Raw genomic sequence first — 17,319 nt, forward strand, 5'->3', positions numbered from 1 at the left:
GGGGGGGAGCGATTGGATGGGGAGGGCACTGAAATCTCGCGTGTATCAAATGTCATAACCATGCATGGGATATAGCACCGTGGGCCCTACGGTACTATGGATAAATTATCTTATGCGTTGACGCGGCGAGATTCAGCGATAGCCAATCAGTGTAAAGCCTGGGTACTACCTGGGGTGCTGACCACACTGAAACAGACTGGCAGCGGTGTCTGGAAATGTTTTCAAAAAATTTTTGAAAAACACAAGCCGGAAAAATTTGAATTATATCGTTGATACGCTTCAAGAATTTCTGGCGAAGAAAAAGGGCTTAACAATAAAGTTAAGCCCTTAAAAATTTGGCTCCCCGACCTGGACTCGAACCAGGGACCTGCGGATTAACAGTCCGTCGCTCTACCGACTGAGCTATCAGGGAATAGAAGATAAAATCTTCGTTAAACTTTTTTGCAGTGATTTTTTATTAAGTTCACTACGTACTTCAAATTCTGTGGCTCCCCGACCTGGACTCGAACCAGGGACCTGCGGATTAACAGTCCGTCGCTCTACCGACTGAGCTATCAGGGAACAGAGACAAAGATTATATGCGCCGAAGCATCACTTGTCAACGCCTCGGCGGTTTTCAATTACAAAACTTTGGCAATCGATGCGATGACTTGATCGATATTTTTGTTGTTGAGTGCGGCAACACAGATACGACCAGTGTCCACGGCGTAGATAGAGTTGTTCTCGCGCATTTGTTGTACTTGCTCTTTTGTGAGTCCAGAATATGAGAACATGCCGCGTTGTTGCATCACGAAATCAAACTGATGTGCTGGTGCTTTTGCTTTTAATTTTTCTACGAATGCTTGACGCATCTCACGTATACGCACACGCATGCCTGCCAGTTCTTCTTCCCACAATTGGCGCAGCTCTGGCGTTGCCAGTACGGTAGCAACAACCTGACCGCCATGGGATGGTGGGTTGGAGTAGTTGGTACGAATTACACGCTTTAATTGCGACATGATGCGTGCTGCTTCATCCGCGCTGCTCGCAACGATGCTCAAAGCACCAACACGTTCTCCATATAAGGAAAATGATTTAGAAAATGAATTGGAAACAAACAAGGTACCACCAGCCTCGGCAAAACGACGTACTACCTGACCATCTGCTTCGATACCATCACCAAAACCCTGGTATGCCATGTCAAGGAAGGGAATCAATCCACGTTCCGTGACGACATTGATGATTTTTGTCCACTGATCGTCGGTAAGATCCGCGCCAGTCGGGTTGTGGCAGCAAGCGTGCAACAACACGATGGCGCCTGCAGGCATCGCCTTGAGTGCAGCGAACATGCCACTAAAGTTCACGCCGCGGGTAGTTGCATCATAGTACGGGTAGGTATTGACTTTAAATCCGGCTGATTCAAATAATGCGCGATGATTTTCCCAGCTAGGATCGCTGATCCAGACCTCGGAGTCTGGAGCGAAACGTTGCAGGAAGTCGGCGCCCAATTTCAACGCTCCGGTACCGCCAATTGCTTGCGCCGTAATCGCGCGCTTTTCTTTTATGACAGAACTATCCGCGCCAAATACCAGCTCTTGAACTGCTTTGTCGTAGGCTGCCAAACCTTCGATAGGCAAATAAGTACGTGGTGCATATTTCTCAATCAGGATGGCTTCGGCTTTTTTAACGCATTCCAACAACGGAACCTTGCCATTGTCGTCATAATAGACGCCAACACCCAGATTGACTTTGGCGGGACTTTGATCGGCATTAAATGCTTCCGTTATCCCCAAAATAGGGTCGCGAGGAGCCATTTCTATGGCTGAAAACAGAGGAGAAGAGGTGAGGGCGGTCATCGTGATAATATGGATAATTGTCTGTCGTTGTCGACAGAGATGGTTGGTATGATGTTTTAAAGCAAACTACATAAGACTTACGCAAAAATTCAGGCTAGGGTGAGCCAGAGACGACGCTACCGGTGTGCAGCAATGGCATTTAGTGTTGCGCCAGGGTATTGCGCAAGCGAGCCTGTTTGGGTAAGTTCTATGACAGCCTCATATTTTAGCAAAGGTAACAGCACCATGGCGGTAGCACCAGTGAATTCAGTCGCTTTATCTGAAACTTTGGATGAAGCAAAGTTTATTTCTTTCCCTAATTCAGCTTTTCAGCTTTACCAAATGTTTGAACCCGCGGGTGATCAACCTGCGGCGATAGCTAAGTTGGTTGAGGGAATTGATGATGGTTTGTTTTTTCAGACCTTGTTGGGTGTGACGGGCTCAGGTAAAACCTACACGATGGCTAACGTCATTGCTCGCACAGGACGCCCCGCGATCATTTTTGCGCCAAATAAGACTTTGGCCGCACAGTTGTACAGCGAGTTCCGTGAGTTTTTCCCACGCAATGCGGTCGAGTATTTTGTTTCTTACTACGATTACTACCAACCAGAAGCCTACGTCCCGCAACGCGATTTGTTTATTGAGAAGGATTCAGCCATCAACGAACATATCGAACAAATGCGTTTGTCTTGTACTAAATCCTTAATGGAAAGACGCGACGTCATTATCGTCGCCACCGTCTCGGCGATTTACGGTATCGGTAATCCTAACGAATATCACAAAATGATTCTGACTTTACGCGCCAAGGACAAAGTCAGTCAACGTGATGTGATCGCACGTCTGATACAGATGCAATATTCCCGCAATGAGGTGGATTTTGGGCGTGGTACGTTCAGAGTTCGTGGCGATACGATCGATATTTTTCCAGCGGAGCATGCAGAATTAGCATTGCGAGTAGAAATGTTCGATGACGAAATCGAAAATCTACAATTGTTTGATCCTTTAACTGGTCGGATTAAGCAAAAAATTGCCCGCTTTACCGTCTACCCTGGTTCGCATTACGTGACCCCGCGTGAAACCGTGTTACGGGCGATAGAAACGATCAAAGTGGAGTTGCGTGAGCGATTAGACTTTTTTCGCCGCGAAAACAAACTGATTGAAGAACAGCGCATAGAACAACGCACTCGTTTTGACCTGGAAATGATGGCTGAGATTGGCTTTACTAAAGGAATTGAAAACTATTCTCGGCACTTGAGCGGTGCCAAGGCTGGTGAACCGCCACCGACACTGGTCGATTATTTGCCAGCTGATGCCCTGATGTTCCTGGATGAGTCACATGTCCTGACTGGACAATTGAATGGTATGTACAACGGTGACCGCGCGCGTAAAACAAATTTGGTTGATTACGGCTTCCGTCTGCCGTCAGCATTAGATAACCGGCCACTCAAATTTGCGGAGTTCGAGAGTAAATTGCGCCAAACAGTCTTTGTGTCGGCAACCCCAGGTGATTATGAACATCAACATGCAGATCAGGTCGTTGAGCAGGTTGTGCGTCCTACTGGTCTGGTTGACCCAGAGATTGAAGTACGTCCAGCTTTAACACAGGTCGATGACCTGATGGGTGAAATTACCGATCGCGTGAAGAAAAATGAACGCGTATTAGTCACTACCCTGACGAAGCGCATGTCTGAACAATTGACTGAATTCTTGGGTGAAAATGGCATCAAGGTGCGCTATTTGCATAGCGATATCGATACCGTAGAGCGGGTAGAGATTATTCGCGATTTGCGTCTGGGTACCTTTGATGTCTTGGTCGGAATTAACTTGCTGCGCGAAGGTTTGGACATTCCGGAGGTGTCGTTGGTCGCAATTCTGGATGCCGATAAAGAAGGTTTCTTACGTTCAGAGCGCAGTTTGATTCAGACCATTGGTCGCGCGGCGCGTAACCTGCATGGTAAAGCAATCTTATACGCCGATAAAATCACCGACTCAATGCGACGTGCAATGGGTGAAACAGAGCGCCGTCGCAACAAGCAATTGGCGTTCAATCTCGAAAATAATATTACGCCAACCGGCATTCGTAAGCAGATTAAAGACATTATTGATGGCGTCTATAATCCCCAAGAAGCGAAGGAAGATTTGGCAATAGCGCAAGAGGCGGCTAAATACGAAATGATGAGCGAGAAGCAAATCAGTCGTGAAATCAAACGTCTGGAAAAACTCATGCTTGATCATGCCAAAAATCTTGAATTTGAAAAAGCGGCACAAGTGCGAGATCAGTTGGCACACCTCAAAGAATTATTATTTGGCGCTGGTGGGCATGATGTACTTGGAGTCATCGCAGGTAAATAAAAAAAAGCGATAGAGACTATCGCTTTTTAGGCAGCATGTTTGTAAATGACTGCTTTTTGAAGTGGGATGATGTGGATGGCGCCTTAAGCACGATCCACGTCTTCAATGTTAAGCGCAATCTTTCAAGTCAGGTGTTGCAATGCAGATTTGATTTCTGCCACCTTGCTTGGCTTGATATAGCATTGCGTCCGCTTGCAAGAACAACGCATTTTCTGTTTTGAAACTAGGAAAATCGGCGACGCCACCGCTGAAGCTAAAGTTTTTGATTTCGCCCGGAGTTACTTCAAAGGCAACCTTGCCGAAAGCTAGTCGCATTTCGTCTAGCTTGCGTTTGCCTTGTTCAAGATCTGTATCCCAAAATACAGCAACAAACTCTTCACCACCAAATCGGCTGAGTAAGTCATGCTCACCTAAATGTGCCGACAAAATCAGCGAAAGTCGCTTAATAACGATGTCACCAAAATAATGTCCCCAGGTGTCGTTAATGGTCTTGAATTTGTCAATATCGATGACGCCATACGCGAGAGATTTTTCAGATATGGCGGCGCGTCGTATCATATCGAGCGCTTTGTTTTGTAAGCCTACTTTATTAAGCAGACCGGTTGCACGGTCGCGGCTAATTAAATCCTTACTTGCACGAATTTTATTGATACGATTGAGCACCTGACGGGTTAATACATCGATGTCTGTCACATTCAGGATTTCATCAAAGCCGCTATCGAGCGCTTTGCGTGCCAGTGCCGGGGAAGACTGGTCTTGCAGCATGATGATTGCCCGACCGGGATCAAACTCAATATTCTTTTTCAAGACCCCTACTAAGGCTTCGGTGTTCAAATATTGGGCTTCGTTGATTAATACGATATCAGGCTGGGTTTCTTTAACCCGCAGATGTAAAGAACGTGCGTCTAAGCATTGAATTAATTCTACGCCGTTTTCTTCTAACATCGTTGTATCAAGCGGTGCTGTGTCGCCGAGATAAACAATCGCATTTAATTCGCCACGTTTGTGTTTGCCGAACAGATTAAATAATTTATCGACCAAAATATCGTTCGTGATTGGTTTTTCCGCGTAAGCCAGGCAATTGCTTTCCACTAATTTTTGCTGTAATAGGAAACGCTCACCTTGGCGTACAGTTTGCAAATACACATAGTGTTTACTCTGCGGCAGACGCTGCAGTAAATCACTGAGGAACATGGTTTGACGACGTTGCTGAGACATGTCATTTTGCATGTTATACAGCACGTCCAGATCGATTACGAACAGGTCATTGCCATCGGAGGTTTGTACCGCTGTGACAAAGTCACTCATCTGGTCAAAAAACAGGATGTCAAAATCGTACTTGTGCGCGCAAAGTAAGAGTTCTTTTTTGTTATCTTTGATGAAAAAAGTCTGGGTAAGCAGCAGTACTTTATTTTTGAAAATTGATACAACTTCTGGCATTTTGACTCCGTGCACTTTTTGCCTTTTCAACCTAGACACCATAGCCTATGTTGCGAGGAAGAATTTTATACGAAATTCTTCCTAATTCGTTTTATTTCATGATGAAAATTTGTGCAGGGTTGTTTATTTGGTATTTAATAATTAGCTAGACCTGCACTGCGGCTCGATCTTGCCAATTATGATTGCCTTTTGACGAGAATCTCTAAATTTTGATGTAGTAACCCGCAATTACCACATTGATGTCAATCCGCTTAACAATTCAATGGCTCTTAAATTGTGTACTGCAGTGAGTCTCATTGCAGACTAAAAGAGTTGTGGCATTAAGTCAAAGCAATGCTGACATACTAGACTATATTTCTGGAGACATCATGGCAAGTAAAAAAATTCTTATGCTGGTCGGCGACTTTGTCGAGGACTATGAGGTAATGGTGCCGTTTCAGGCGCTGCTGGCGATTGGGTACCAGGTTCATGCGGTTTGCCCCGATAAACAAGCTGGTGACTTTGTGATGACCGCTATTCATGACTTCGAAGGGCAGCAAACATACACAGAGAAGCCTGGGCATCGGTTTACTGTGACACATGATTTTGCCAAAGTGAACGAGACTGAATACGATGGTTTGTTGATTCCTGGTGGTAGAGCGCCAGAATATTTACGTTTGAATTCCCGCGTCATCGCGATTGTGCAATATTTTGCACAAAACAATAAACCTGTGGCAGCGGTGTGCCACGGTGCCCAAATCTTAGCCGCTGCAAAAGTATTGGAAGGTGTTCGCTGTTCCGCCTACCCCGCTTGTCAGCCAGAAGTGGAGGCTGCTGGTGGGCATTATGCCCAAATCGCTGTAACAGAAGCAATCACAGATAAGAATTTTGTGACAGCGCCAGCTTGGCCTGCGCACCCGGCATGGATTGCTCAATTTTTGTCTCTATTAGGTACAAAAATACATTTGTAAATCTAACACTACCCGTATAATCGACAACTGACGCAAAATTGCTAGTTGTGCTTTGCTGCAATCCTTAGCAACAAATTTGCGCCAGTACTGCGTGATTTCTTGTCGATGTGCGGGAGAATCTATGTGTGAGATTTTTGTAAAGGCCGATCCTGGCTTGTATGAATCAAAAGCGCGCTCAATACGCCTGCATGGCGTGGTGACCTCTATCCGGCTTGAAAAACTATTCTGGCATACCTTGCAAGAAATCGCTGAACGCGATGGTCTTAGTACCAATCAATTGATTACCAAACTCTATGATGAGTTGACCCAATACCGCGGTCATATAGATAATTTTTCCTCTTTTTTGCGTGTTTGCTGTTTGCGCTATACGTCACTGATTGTAGATGGTGATATTTCTAGCGACAAACATATTCCGCTCACTGGCGTCGGGTTGGTCAGGCAGTTGCGTATTCCTTCGATGAGTTGACTGAGGGCAGATGCAATTGATCCAAATGTTGAGACCCCTTTTCCAACTCTCGAATCGTCTGACGCAGGTTGCGTCGTTACCGGAGTTTAAATTTTTAGTTAAACCAATTTTCGGATACCTATGAAATCAGCTTTACTCATTATTGATGTACAACGTGGCTTGTTTGATGCGGAGCCTCGTCCATTTGAAGCCGATCTGATCATCTCGCGTATCAATACGCTGGCTGAACGTGCGCGTTTAGCTGGCGCACCAGTTGTGTTTGTGCAGCATGAAACGGCTGGAACCGCATTAGAGTTTGGTTTCGAAGGTTGGCAATTGGAATCTGGCTTGCTGGTTGAGGAGGGGGATGTGATTCTGCGAAAAACGACCCCAGATTCATTTTTAAATACCAATTTGACTGATTTATTGACGCAATGGGGCACCGAGCAGGTCTTGATTTGCGGTTATGCGACCGAGTTTTGTGTGGACACCACCACAAGACGTGCTGCTGCTTTGGGTTTTCCGGTAATTCTTGTTGCAGATGCGCATACGACGCATGATAAAGCGCATGCTGAGGCGGTAGTGATACGTGCACACCACAATGCCACTTTACCTAATATCCGGAGTTTTGGACCGGCAATCAAAGCGATTGCAAGCGAGCAGATCGTGTTTGGTTTGTCGGTGTAGGTTTGGGTAGGAATTCGCTTGTGAGTTTTGGTTTTTAGCTAGTAAGTAGTACGTAGTACGTAGTGAGCAGTGAGATGTAGAGCAAACAGTAGAACAGTAGTAATACGAGGTTAATCAAATGAAGTAAATTAAAAAAATCAAATGGAGACAAGGATGGACAGACTTAAAGGACAGGCTGCAAGCGTGCGCAATACCGTCAGCATCAGCGGCGGCAATGAAAGTGAAGTTAGTACAACACATATCGCCATGTTTCAAGTTGGCGATAAGCAAGTGACATTGAAGTCAAAAGAGCCAGTGTTGATTAATGAGGGCAATGAAGTAGTTCTTGCCGGCACCGATAAAAGTGGTGTATTCAAGGCGCTGGCATATAAAAATTGCGCCACCGGTGCAGAAGGTAATGCCGGTTGGTTTGGTCGTATGTTGTTTGGTTTGTTCTTTCCTATCGTTAGTGTGATCGTTTGGCGAACTTTTCCTGGTGACTCCTTCAGTTTAATTCCCAAGCTGTTTGCGATGATGTTCCTCTGTACCGGCGTTTATATGCTTGCCAGTGGGGCTAATGTTTTTCGCGCTGTAGGCGTGGTAAAGGAAGCAGAAGCCTGAATTTGATGAACTGAAAATAAAAATGCCAGCACAAAATATTCGCGCCGGCATTTTTTATGTGTTGTGAATCTGATTTAGTCTTTTGCTACACGTTGAGCAATATGCGCTAAAGCTTCCTCGACCTGATCAATCAAAATCAGGCATAAATCTCCTTCATTTAATCTGTTCATCGCCAGGTCGATAGCGACAAATTCGCCATTGATTTCATCGATGCGCGTGGTTTTAGTTGCACTCTTCAAGCCTTCACGCAACAGTGCAACAACTTCACCATCCGCACGACCACGTTGGCACTGATCCTGGTATAAGACGACATCATCAAATGAATTTCCAAGGATTTCAGTTTGCTGACGAATATCCTGATCACGGCGATCACCAGCGCCACTGATGACGACGGAGCGACGGTTTGCCGGCATGGTTTCTACCGCTTTGACCAAGGCTAAAATTGCATCCGGGTTATGACCATAATCAGCAATCAACGTTGCACCTCGGTAGTTAAACACGTTGAAGCGACCTGGTGCATTGTCAGCTTCATTTGCGAAGGTTTTTAAACCCTCGCGGATGTGTTCCCAGCTAATGCCAGCCGCCCAGGCTGCTGCTACCGATGCCATAACGTTCTCAACCTGGAATCCGATACTGCCGTTGCGCGTGATAGGAATTTCAGTCATCGGGATACATTCACGTGACTTGCCTTCAGCGGCAACTAAGTTTCCATTGTCGACATACACTGTACGTTTACCTTGGGCCCGATGCGCTGCCATAACGGCATTTTGCTTATCTGCGGCAAAGAAAATTACCGGAGAAGGGCAGTTTGCCGCCATATTTGCGACGATAGGATCGGCGGCATTTAAGACTGCATAACCGTCATCAGCCACGTTCTGCACAATCACACGTTTTAAGACCGCTAAGTCTTCTACCGTGGTGATGTAATTCAAGCCTAAATGATCGCCAGAACCGATGTTGGTAATGACGGCAACCTGGCAACGATCGTAAGCCAGGCCTTCACGTAAAACACCGCCGCGTGCTGTTTCGAATACTGCCGCATCAACGTCAGGATGGGACAATACATTGCGAGCACTGCGCGGGCCACTGCAATCGCCGCTATCAATCTGACGTCCTTCAACGTAGACGCCGTCGGTATTGGTCATACCAGTCCGCAAGCCACTTGCTGTCATCAGATGCGCGATTAAGCGTACGGTCGTAGTTTTGCCATTGGTGCCGGTGACTGCAACGATAGGAATGCGGCCATCGTCGCCATCTTCAAACATCGCGTCAATAATCGCTTCACCAACTGCACGCCCTTTGCCGAATGATGGTGACAAGTGCATGCGTAAACCAGGCGCGGCATTGACTTCGACGATGCCGCCATTTTGTGCTTCGATCGGTTTTAAGACGCTGTCGCAAACCAGGTCGACGCCACAAATATCGAGACCCACCATTTGGGCTGCTGCGATTGCGCGCGCTGCAACTTCTGGATGGACATCATCGGTCACATCGGTTGCCGCGCCACCTGTTGACAGGTTGGCGTTGTTACGCAATACGACGCGTTGACCTTTTGGCGGAATCGAATCAGCTTCAAAACCTTGTTTGGCAAGACTGGCGAGTGCGATATCATCAAAGCGAATTTTTGTCAGAGAGGTCGAATGACCGCTGCCGCGACGTGGGTCTTTGTTGACCTGTTCAACGAGCTGTCGTACTGATTGTTTGCCATCACCAACTACTTGCGGTGGATCACGACGTGCCGCGGCAATTAATTTATTGCCTATTACCAGCAAACGGAAATCATTGCCTGGTAAGAAACGTTCTACCAGAATGTCGTCACGGAATTCTGACGCTGCATGGTAGCCTGCTTCGAGTTGTTCGCGCGTCGTCACATTGACGGTCACGCCTTTACCCTGATTGCCGTCTTTTGGCTTGATAACCACTGGCAGGCCAACTTCTAAAGCGGCTTCCCATGCGTCATCAGGGCTGGTGACAGAGCGCCCCATAGGCACCGGAACACCAGCAGCGTGTAATAATTTTTTGGTTAATTCTTTATCTTGGGCAATCGCTTCAGCAATGGCGCTGGTGCCATCCATTTCGGCGGCTTGAATCTTGCGTTGACGCGAACCCCAGCCAAAAACGACCAGGCTGCCATCAGTCAGGCGACGATAGGGGATGTTGCGTGCCAATGCAGCGTTGACGATTGCACCCGTTGAAGGTCCCAAACGGATATCTTCATCCAGCTCGCGCAATTGGTCAAGTGCGGCATTCAGATCAAAATTCTCATTGTTTAATGCGGCAGCGATCAGCTTTTCTGCAAGCTCAAGCGCCAGGCGTCCCACTGATTCTTCGGTGTATTCAACCACCACCTGAAAAATTCCAGGTTCTAAGGTCTGCGTGGTACGGCTGAACGTTACCGGGCAGCCAGCTTGTGCTTGAAGGCCAAGCGCCGTTAACTCAAATACGTGTGCCATCGGAATGGCGTCATTGTGTCCGGTAGGTTGCAATACGCTTAATTCAGGGAATAAGGCACGCAAGCGGTCTTCAAATCCGATCAGACTCGCAATTGAGCATTCAGCCTCGCTGCAGGCGACGATGGCTTCTACTGCCGTATGGTGGCTCCACAAATTGGGGCCGCGCAGGGCACGTATGCGTGATACTTCCATAAAACTTAGTCCTGTTGAAAGGTCATAAATCAATTGGCGAGGTGCCGTGTGCCGTGCATCGCCAACTGTAAAATGTAAATCAAATAGTCATTGAGCGGACTATGCTAGCCCAACTGCTTATTCCAGCTGCTTATTCCAGCTGCTTATTCCAGTTAATTGTTTAAGTTTGCGTTACGAAGAACTGCAATCTACCCAAGCAACTGGAATGTCCTATGCAATCACTCGTCAATATTCCGTTTTTGGTTGGAATCAAAGGTTCTGAGTCCTGCTTCTATCAGTTCCGGATCAATATTCAGAGCCCAAGCTGCTGCCACCGCTGCCAATATACTTTCCGGTTGCGCCGCTTTCGCTGGCTTTAACGAAGAGAGCGGCAACAAGGCTGTTTCTTCAGCGCCGTTGGCAAGGACAATGTTCTGATCGCGTACGAATACAACGCGCTCACCTTCTTCGCGATGTTTGACGATCACCGGCAGTGTCGCATCCAGCGCGTAGAAAATAACTTTACCATCGCACAGTTCAGCTAATTCGACAACTGCTGGTTCAGAAGCATTCAAGACTGCGACGCCATCAGGCAAAATAACATCGACCTGAGTACGCATGATCTTGTACATCTGGTCAGCATCCTGAATATAAAAGTCCGCCAATTCAGTATGTCCGTCCAGATCGGTGACCACTCCGACGCTGCATTTGTCGTACGCGAGTCCATCAGTCAAGATCGTCCGTGCATTGGTTTCAAACACAGCAGCCTGAACATTGCGATTGATCAGCAAACGCTGACCACTCTCCCATGTAGCGCAATTGCCTTCGGTAACCAGACGTTTATTTAAATACAGACCTTGGCTGCTAGCGACACCGGTTTGCATATTGTTCATATGCAGTAAGGCGCCGATTAGGCGAGAAATCAGGCTTGCATTACGTGTACCAGCAACGCCAACGATTTGGATTCGTCCAGATTCTTCTGGCGCAAACAAATGTTCAACAATCGCTTTGCCTACTTCACGACCTTCACCATTGGCTGGTTTGATATGAGCCAGCAGACCCGGGCTAGCATTAACTTCAATAATCGCGCCACGCTGTTGAGAAAGAGGTTTCGAGATATCTTCAGCAACCAGATCAACGCCTGCGATATCCAGACCAACGATGCGCGCTGCTAAGGTTGCAGCGGCAGCAACTTCCGGATGAATGGTGTCCGTGACATCCATTGCGACGTTACCATTTGGCTGGATCAGAACGCGTTGTCCATCGACTGGAATCGAGAAGGCATCCATACCCTGACGTTTGAGCTCAAGTAAAATTTCGGCGCCATATTCGGGGTCCAGCGCGTTCAACGGTGAATCTTCTCCAGTGCCGCGACGTGGATCTATATTGATTTGGTCATCAACCAGTTGTTTGATATTGGAAGTACCATTACCAACGACCCATAAGGATTCACCTTTGGCAGCGGCAACGACTTTTTTGCCAACAACCAAAATTCTGTGTTCATCGCCAGCGATAAAGCGTTCGACAATAACGCTCTTGCTATCGCCTTTGCGGGCTGCCAGATGATACGCCGCTTCAACATCAGCTTGCGTCATCAGATTGAGGGATACGCCACGACCATGGTTGCCATCGTAAGGTTTGACAACCACTGGCAAACCGATGTCTTGCGCTTCTTCCCAGGCTTCTTCGGCGCTGCGGACGATGCAGCCTTCAGGCACAGGAACGCCGCAGCTCTTGAGCAAGGTTTTGGTTAAATCTTTATCGGAAGCAATGCCTTCAGCAATCGCACTAGTGCGATCGGTTTCAGCTGTCCAGATGCGACGTTGTGCTGCACCGTAACCAAGTTGCACAAGGTTGCCATCTGTCAGGCGTATTGAGGGGATTTTGCGCGCAGTTGCTGCATCAACAATATTTGCAGTGCTCGGGCCGAGACAACGGTCGTCGACCAGTTCACGCAATTCGTTGACTTTGGCGGCGACATCAAACGCCTGATCTTCAATTGCTGCCATCAATAATTCACGGCCAGCATTCAATGCTGCGCGACCTACTTGTTCTTCGCGGGTACGGAACGCCATTTTGTAGACGCCAACCAAATGCGTCGAGCGAGTTTGTCCAAATCCGGTGCGCATACCAGCCAGGTTTTGCAGTTCGAGGACAACGTGCTCCAGAATATGACCAGCCCAGGTGCCTTCTTTGAGTCGCTCTAAAAAACCGCCACGTTCGCCAACACCGCAGCGATGTTCGATCAGGCCAGGCAGCCAGGTTGTTAGTCTTTCATAAAGCCCTGGTAACTGGTCAGAGGGCGTGTCTTCCAGCGCACCGATGTCCAGCCACGTTTCAATCACAGGGCGGTAGGTCCAGATATTCGGTCCGCGCAAATGATTTACACGGAGAATGCTGATGTCTTTCTTCTTTGTCGTCATGTAAGTAATTTCTTTTAGGCCAGGTTGTTTTGACCGGGTCTTATCATTTTAGAGTTTTTATTCTCTTATTCAGGACATTCTTTGTTATTTTGGAAATAAAAATGGTTTTTTTAATTTATTTCCATCTGGCGCAATTCATCTAATCAATACAAACCGGCTTCAGAAGGGATGCTTGCTGATATACTTGCGCGTTAGCGCAACAGCAGTTAAACCTCATGATCAGTTTCGCTTGATTATTTTCTATTCGATAGAATACCGTAAATTGCTGTCTCCGTGATATGCCTTAAGCCTATAACGGAAGTCAAGTTATCCCTTTTTTTCAAAAATATGTCCCGATTTGATGCGGGACAAGCTCTACCGCCGGAGTTTGCAGCACGATGACCACACCACAAATCAGTTCAGAGTCGCCTATATTGTCACTTCCTGCGAGGTGGCAAGACGAATTATCAAAGCAAGTCGCCAAAGGCGAAAACGTTTTAAGTGCGTTTGAGGTTGACTTAGATCATCAACTTCGCTTTGTTAAAGGCCTCATCGTGGTCACTGACCAAGCTATTTTATCTCGCACCGCGGGCGAATCGGCATGGAAAAGCTGGGCGTATCGCAAAGATTTGCAACTCACGCACTATGATCACGCTGGCGTCGGTTATCTTCAGTTGACAGATAAGCAAGGTTTGCTGGCTACCTGGCGTTTTACCCTGGGGCAGAATTTGTTGGCGATCCGCTTGCTGGATCAGTTCAACAAACAATTAGAAAGCCGTATAAGTGGTTTGCCTGTCGTCGAAGTCGAACAAAACATTTGTCCTAGCTGCAAAGCTGTATTAGAGCCTGATCAGGAAGAGTGCCCGGTTTGTACTAAAGTTATTTACACGCCTCCTTCTACCTGGACTTTGTTTCGCTTATGGCGCTTTGCACGTCCCTACAGATTTCAGTTGTTGATCGGTTTCACGCTGATGCTATTGGGTACTGCCGCGCATATGATTCCGCGCTATCTGACTAAGCCATTAACTGACGAAGTATTGATCCCGTACCAAAGCCATCAGGCTGTAGATCCAAGACTGGTTGTCACCTATATCGGCGGCTTGCTTGGCTCTGCACTGATTGCATGGTTATTAAGTTGGGGTAAAACATATATCCTCGCTTTAGTTTCTGAGCGTATTGGAGCGGATCTTCGTACTGCTACCTACGAACACTTACTGAAATTGTCCTTAGAGTATTTTGGTGGCAAGCGTACCGGCGATCTGATGTCACGTATTGGTAGCGAGAGTGACCGTATTTGCGTGTATTTATCTCTGCATTTGCTCGATTTTGCCACAGACGTATTAATGTTTATTATGACAGCCGCCTTTTTGCTGGAAATTAATACCAAGCTGGCGCTCGTCACTTTATTGCCGTTGCCATTTATTGCCTGGACGATTCATTTGGTACGCGACAAACTGCGCACCGGATTTGAAAAAATTGACCGCGTTTGGGGGGAAGTGACGAATGTGTTGTCCGATACCATTCCTGGTATTCGTGTGGTGAAAGCCTTTGCTCAGGAAGCGCGAGAAGCAGGGCGCTTCCGTGACGCGAATAAACACAATCTGGTAGTCAACGATAAGCTCAATAAAGTCTGGTCGCTGTTTTCACCTACCGTGTCATTTTTGACTGACATCGGTATTTTGGTGGTGTGGGCATTTGGTATCTGGCAAGTTTCAAAAAGTGAGATTACTGTCGGTGCATTGGTAGCCGCGGTGTCTTTCATTGGCAGCTTCTATGGCCGTATCGATTCTATGAGCCGCATCGTGTCAGTCACGCAAAAATCGGCGTCAGCGGCGAAGCGTATTTTCGATATTTTAGACCATGTTTCCAGCGTTCCTGATCCGCAAAACCCAGTGAAGGTGAATGAAGTCAAAGGTCAGATTGAATTGCGTGAAGTTGGTTTCCGTTATGGAAATCGTGCCGTCAATCGCGGTATTTCACTCAATATCAAACCAGGTGAAATGATTGGTCTCGTCGGACATAGTGGTTCCGGTAAGAGTACCTTAGTCAATCTGATTTGTCGTTTCTACGACGTATCGGAAGGTGCGATTTTGCTTGATGGGGTTGATATCCGTTCATTTGCCGTGTCAGATTACCGCCGTAATATTGGTCTGGTCTTGCAAGAGCCTTTCTTATTCTTCGGCACCATTGCAGAAAACATCGCCTACGGCAGACCAGACGCAAGCCGCGAAGACATTATTGCAGCTGCCCGTGCAGCACATGCGCATGAGTTCATTTTGCGTCTACCACAAGGCTACGATTCTATGGTCGGTGAGCGCGGTCAGGGCTTGTCAGGTGGTGAGCGTCAGCGTATTTCGATTGCTCGCGCCTTGCTGATTGATCCGCGTATTCTGATCATGGACGAAGCGACATCTTCGGTTGACTCGCAAACAGAAAAAGAAATTCAAAAAGCCCTCGATAATCTGGTCAAAGGCCGCACTACGATTGCGATTGCACATCGATTATCGACCTTACATAAAGCAGATCGTCTGGTGGTGCTGGATCGCGGACAAATCGTTGAAGTTGGTGGGCACGACGAATTAATGGCAAAACAGGGCGCTTACTACAACTTGTATCAGGCACAAGCCAGAAATGCCGCTTTAGCTGAGAGTGAAGAATGAGTACAACAAAATTTGAATTGCAACGTAATTCCTTCGGCAAGCTTATTTTGACGAATGAAGCTGGTGAAGTATTTGAGGGTGTGGTGCCAGTGCGCGCATTTCCGATTCAATCACCATTAATCGGTATTTCTATGGTGCTGACAGATGGTCGTGAGGTTGCATGGATCAATGAGCTATCAGACCTCTCAGACAACTCCAGAACTCTGGTGATGGAAGAGCTGGAAGGGCGTGAATTCATGCCGGAGATCTCTCACATTAAAGGCGTCAGCAGCTTTGCTGTGCCGTGCACGTGGAGCGTTAGTACAGACCGTGGCGAAACTGAATTTGTGCTCAAAGGCGATGAAGATATACGCCGCATAGGTGCCACGTCGTTACTGATTACCGATAATCATGGGATACAATTTTTGATACGGGATATGTTTGAGATTGATAAACATAGCCGCAAAATTCTTGATCGCTTCTTATAGAATTTTAGACACATCGCCCCAGTGATTTTGTCGCACCTTGCTGGGGGATATTGCTTAAACCTAATGAAATTGTTCTGCAAAGAGCACCAACCAGATTGGAGCGCTTTATAGCAATTCAGCTCCGCCTACGTCTACGTATTTTTTTGCGGAAATGTCCTCAAGTAAGTTCTTTCAATAGAAAATCAAGAAGTTCTTCTTGGAAAAGTATGGCTGTACAAGTTGCTTAGCTTTTTCTCGCCAGATAAATTCAGCACAATGACATCATCTAAGTTAAAACCCATCTTTTTAATGAGTTTGTTAGAACTGATATTGTCTGGTGACGTAATCGCGAGTAACTTGTCTAGACCAAGATCTTCTTCTGCATGCCTCACCGTCGCGAGGGCAGCTTCCAACGCGTAACCATTCCCCCAGTAAGCTGGTAGAAATGCGTATCCAATATCAGCGTGTTCAAGCACATCGCGTTTAATTAAGCCACAACAACCAATGGCGATACCTGTGTCACGCAAGGTGACAACGTAAAAACTAAATCCGAATCTGGCTTGACAAGCTAATGGACCTTCAACTATCCATGCCCGTGCCTTTTCCAGATCGCTGATGCCTCGATTACCGATGTTTTTAATCCAGCTTGGGTCGTTCATGAGTTCATAAACGAATTTTACATCGTTGATGTTGAATAAACGCAACGCCAATCTATTGGTGATAATTGCTTGCATAAAGATACGTGTATTCTATTTTTACTTGCACACTATGGCTCTGTTTATGATGGACCATGCTTTGATCAGAATTCCTTTTATTGCTCAAAAGTAATATCAAAAACTTTTTCTTGTGATCCTACTTTTCCAGAGTAATATTAATTTACGGATGCCATTTTACATGTG

At 46.8% G+C, this 17,319-nt stretch carries 12 protein-coding genes and 2 tRNA genes; 7 read left to right on the plus strand and 7 right to left on the minus strand.

Features of this window, described 5'->3' with window-relative positions; all coding sequences use genetic code 11:
* Positions 1 to 336 precede the first annotated feature (336 nt).
* From ACO0KY_RS18405 to ACO0KY_RS18415, 3 genes are all read right to left on the minus strand, one after another.
* A tRNA-Asn gene (locus ACO0KY_RS18405) sits at positions 337 to 412 on the minus strand.
* A 73-nt stretch (positions 413 to 485) separates the two neighbouring features.
* A tRNA-Asn gene (locus ACO0KY_RS18410) sits at positions 486 to 561 on the minus strand.
* 59 nt (positions 562 to 620) lie between these two features.
* On the minus strand, positions 621 to 1,835 hold the full coding sequence (locus tag ACO0KY_RS18415) for an aromatic amino acid transaminase (protein ID WP_423048523.1): 1,215 nt from the start codon (positions 1,833 to 1,835) through the stop codon (positions 621 to 623).
* Positions 1,836 to 2,060: 225 nt separating this feature from the next.
* Between ACO0KY_RS18415 and uvrB the strand changes: the two genes are divergently transcribed.
* Positions 2,061 to 4,166 (plus strand): excinuclease ABC subunit UvrB, encoded by a 2,106-nt coding sequence (uvrB, locus tag ACO0KY_RS18420; protein WP_186911919.1) that lies wholly within the window; start codon positions 2,061 to 2,063, stop codon positions 4,164 to 4,166.
* 108 nt (positions 4,167 to 4,274) lie between these two features.
* On the opposite strand, the gene ACO0KY_RS18425 is transcribed toward uvrB, so the two are convergent.
* A complete protein-coding gene (locus ACO0KY_RS18425; RefSeq protein WP_423048525.1) occupies positions 4,275 to 5,606 on the minus strand; it encodes a diguanylate cyclase in 1,332 nt (443 codons plus the stop codon).
* Between the two features lie 368 nt (positions 5,607 to 5,974).
* Between ACO0KY_RS18425 and ACO0KY_RS18430 the strand changes: the two genes are divergently transcribed.
* From ACO0KY_RS18430 to ACO0KY_RS18445, 4 genes are all read left to right on the plus strand, one after another.
* Positions 5,975 to 6,556, plus strand: a complete 582-nt coding sequence (locus ACO0KY_RS18430; protein WP_423048527.1) for a DJ-1/PfpI family protein — start codon at positions 5,975 to 5,977, stop codon at positions 6,554 to 6,556.
* A 121-nt stretch (positions 6,557 to 6,677) separates the two neighbouring features.
* Complete coding sequence (locus tag ACO0KY_RS18435; protein WP_422989883.1) at positions 6,678 to 7,022, plus strand: ribbon-helix-helix domain-containing protein; 345 nt, start codon at positions 6,678 to 6,680, stop codon at positions 7,020 to 7,022.
* Positions 7,023 to 7,142: 120 nt separating this feature from the next.
* Positions 7,143 to 7,688, plus strand: a complete 546-nt coding sequence (locus ACO0KY_RS18440) for a cysteine hydrolase family protein (protein ID WP_423048529.1) — start codon at positions 7,143 to 7,145, stop codon at positions 7,686 to 7,688.
* 153 nt (positions 7,689 to 7,841) lie between these two features.
* The gene (locus ACO0KY_RS18445; protein ID WP_186911894.1) at positions 7,842 to 8,288 is read left to right on the plus strand and encodes a hypothetical protein; all 447 of its coding nucleotides are present in this window, start codon (positions 7,842 to 7,844) and stop codon (positions 8,286 to 8,288) included.
* Between the two features lie 74 nt (positions 8,289 to 8,362).
* Here ACO0KY_RS18445 and cphA (ACO0KY_RS18450) read toward each other — a convergent pair whose 3' ends face one another.
* Positions 8,363 to 10,933: a cyanophycin synthetase gene (gene cphA / locus ACO0KY_RS18450; protein WP_423048531.1), complete on the minus strand. Its 2,571-nt coding sequence runs from the start codon at positions 10,931 to 10,933 to the stop codon at positions 8,363 to 8,365.
* A gap of 218 nt (positions 10,934 to 11,151) precedes the next feature.
* Positions 11,152 to 13,335: a cyanophycin synthetase gene (gene cphA / locus ACO0KY_RS18455; RefSeq protein WP_423048533.1), complete on the minus strand. Its 2,184-nt coding sequence runs from the start codon at positions 13,333 to 13,335 to the stop codon at positions 11,152 to 11,154.
* A gap of 377 nt (positions 13,336 to 13,712) precedes the next feature.
* Between cphA (ACO0KY_RS18455) and ACO0KY_RS18460 the strand changes: the two genes are divergently transcribed.
* Both ACO0KY_RS18460 and ACO0KY_RS18465 read left to right on the plus strand, forming a co-directional pair.
* Positions 13,713 to 15,974 (plus strand): ABC transporter ATP-binding protein, encoded by a 2,262-nt coding sequence (locus ACO0KY_RS18460; RefSeq protein WP_423048535.1) that lies wholly within the window; start codon positions 13,713 to 13,715, stop codon positions 15,972 to 15,974.
* A complete protein-coding gene (locus ACO0KY_RS18465; RefSeq protein WP_423048537.1) occupies positions 15,971 to 16,441 on the plus strand; it encodes a DUF1854 domain-containing protein in 471 nt (156 codons plus the stop codon). The genes ACO0KY_RS18460 and ACO0KY_RS18465 overlap by 4 nt, the downstream gene beginning before the upstream one ends.
* Positions 16,442 to 16,623: 182 nt before the next feature.
* Here the strand turns inward: ACO0KY_RS18465 and ACO0KY_RS18470 are convergent, their stop codons facing one another.
* A complete protein-coding gene (locus ACO0KY_RS18470; RefSeq protein ID WP_423048539.1) occupies positions 16,624 to 17,154 on the minus strand; it encodes a GNAT family N-acetyltransferase in 531 nt (176 codons plus the stop codon).
* Between the last annotated feature and the right edge of the window lie 165 nt (positions 17,155 to 17,319).

This window comes from Undibacterium sp. Dicai25W (genome assembly GCF_049340505.1).
Lineage (GTDB): Bacteria > Pseudomonadota > Gammaproteobacteria > Burkholderiales > Burkholderiaceae_D > Undibacterium > Undibacterium jejuense.

What these genes read in the sequence shown, in the direction of transcription:
- ACO0KY_RS18415 (WP_423048523.1), bottom strand. Translation starts at nt 1,835, where the DNA reads ATGACCGCCCTCACCTCTTCTCCTCTGTTTTCAGCCATAGAAATGGCT.
- uvrB (WP_186911919.1), top strand. Translation starts at nt 2,061, where the DNA reads ATGGCGGTAGCACCAGTGAATTCAGTCGCTTTATCTGAAACTTTGGAT.
- ACO0KY_RS18425 (WP_423048525.1), bottom strand. Translation starts at nt 5,606, where the DNA reads ATGCCAGAAGTTGTATCAATTTTCAAAAATAAAGTACTGCTGCTTACC.
- ACO0KY_RS18430 (WP_423048527.1), top strand. Translation starts at nt 5,975, where the DNA reads ATGGCAAGTAAAAAAATTCTTATGCTGGTCGGCGACTTTGTCGAGGAC.
- ACO0KY_RS18435 (WP_422989883.1), top strand. Translation starts at nt 6,678, where the DNA reads ATGTGTGAGATTTTTGTAAAGGCCGATCCTGGCTTGTATGAATCAAAA.
- ACO0KY_RS18440 (WP_423048529.1), top strand. Translation starts at nt 7,143, where the DNA reads ATGAAATCAGCTTTACTCATTATTGATGTACAACGTGGCTTGTTTGAT.
- ACO0KY_RS18445 (WP_186911894.1), top strand. Translation starts at nt 7,842, where the DNA reads ATGGACAGACTTAAAGGACAGGCTGCAAGCGTGCGCAATACCGTCAGC.
- cphA (WP_423048531.1), bottom strand. Translation starts at nt 10,933, where the DNA reads ATGGAAGTATCACGCATACGTGCCCTGCGCGGCCCCAATTTGTGGAGC.
- cphA (WP_423048533.1), bottom strand. Translation starts at nt 13,335, where the DNA reads ATGACGACAAAGAAGAAAGACATCAGCATTCTCCGTGTAAATCATTTG.
- ACO0KY_RS18460 (WP_423048535.1), top strand. Translation starts at nt 13,713, where the DNA reads ATGACCACACCACAAATCAGTTCAGAGTCGCCTATATTGTCACTTCCT.
- ACO0KY_RS18465 (WP_423048537.1), top strand. Translation starts at nt 15,971, where the DNA reads ATGAGTACAACAAAATTTGAATTGCAACGTAATTCCTTCGGCAAGCTT.
- ACO0KY_RS18470 (WP_423048539.1), bottom strand. Translation starts at nt 17,154, where the DNA reads ATGCAAGCAATTATCACCAATAGATTGGCGTTGCGTTTATTCAACATC.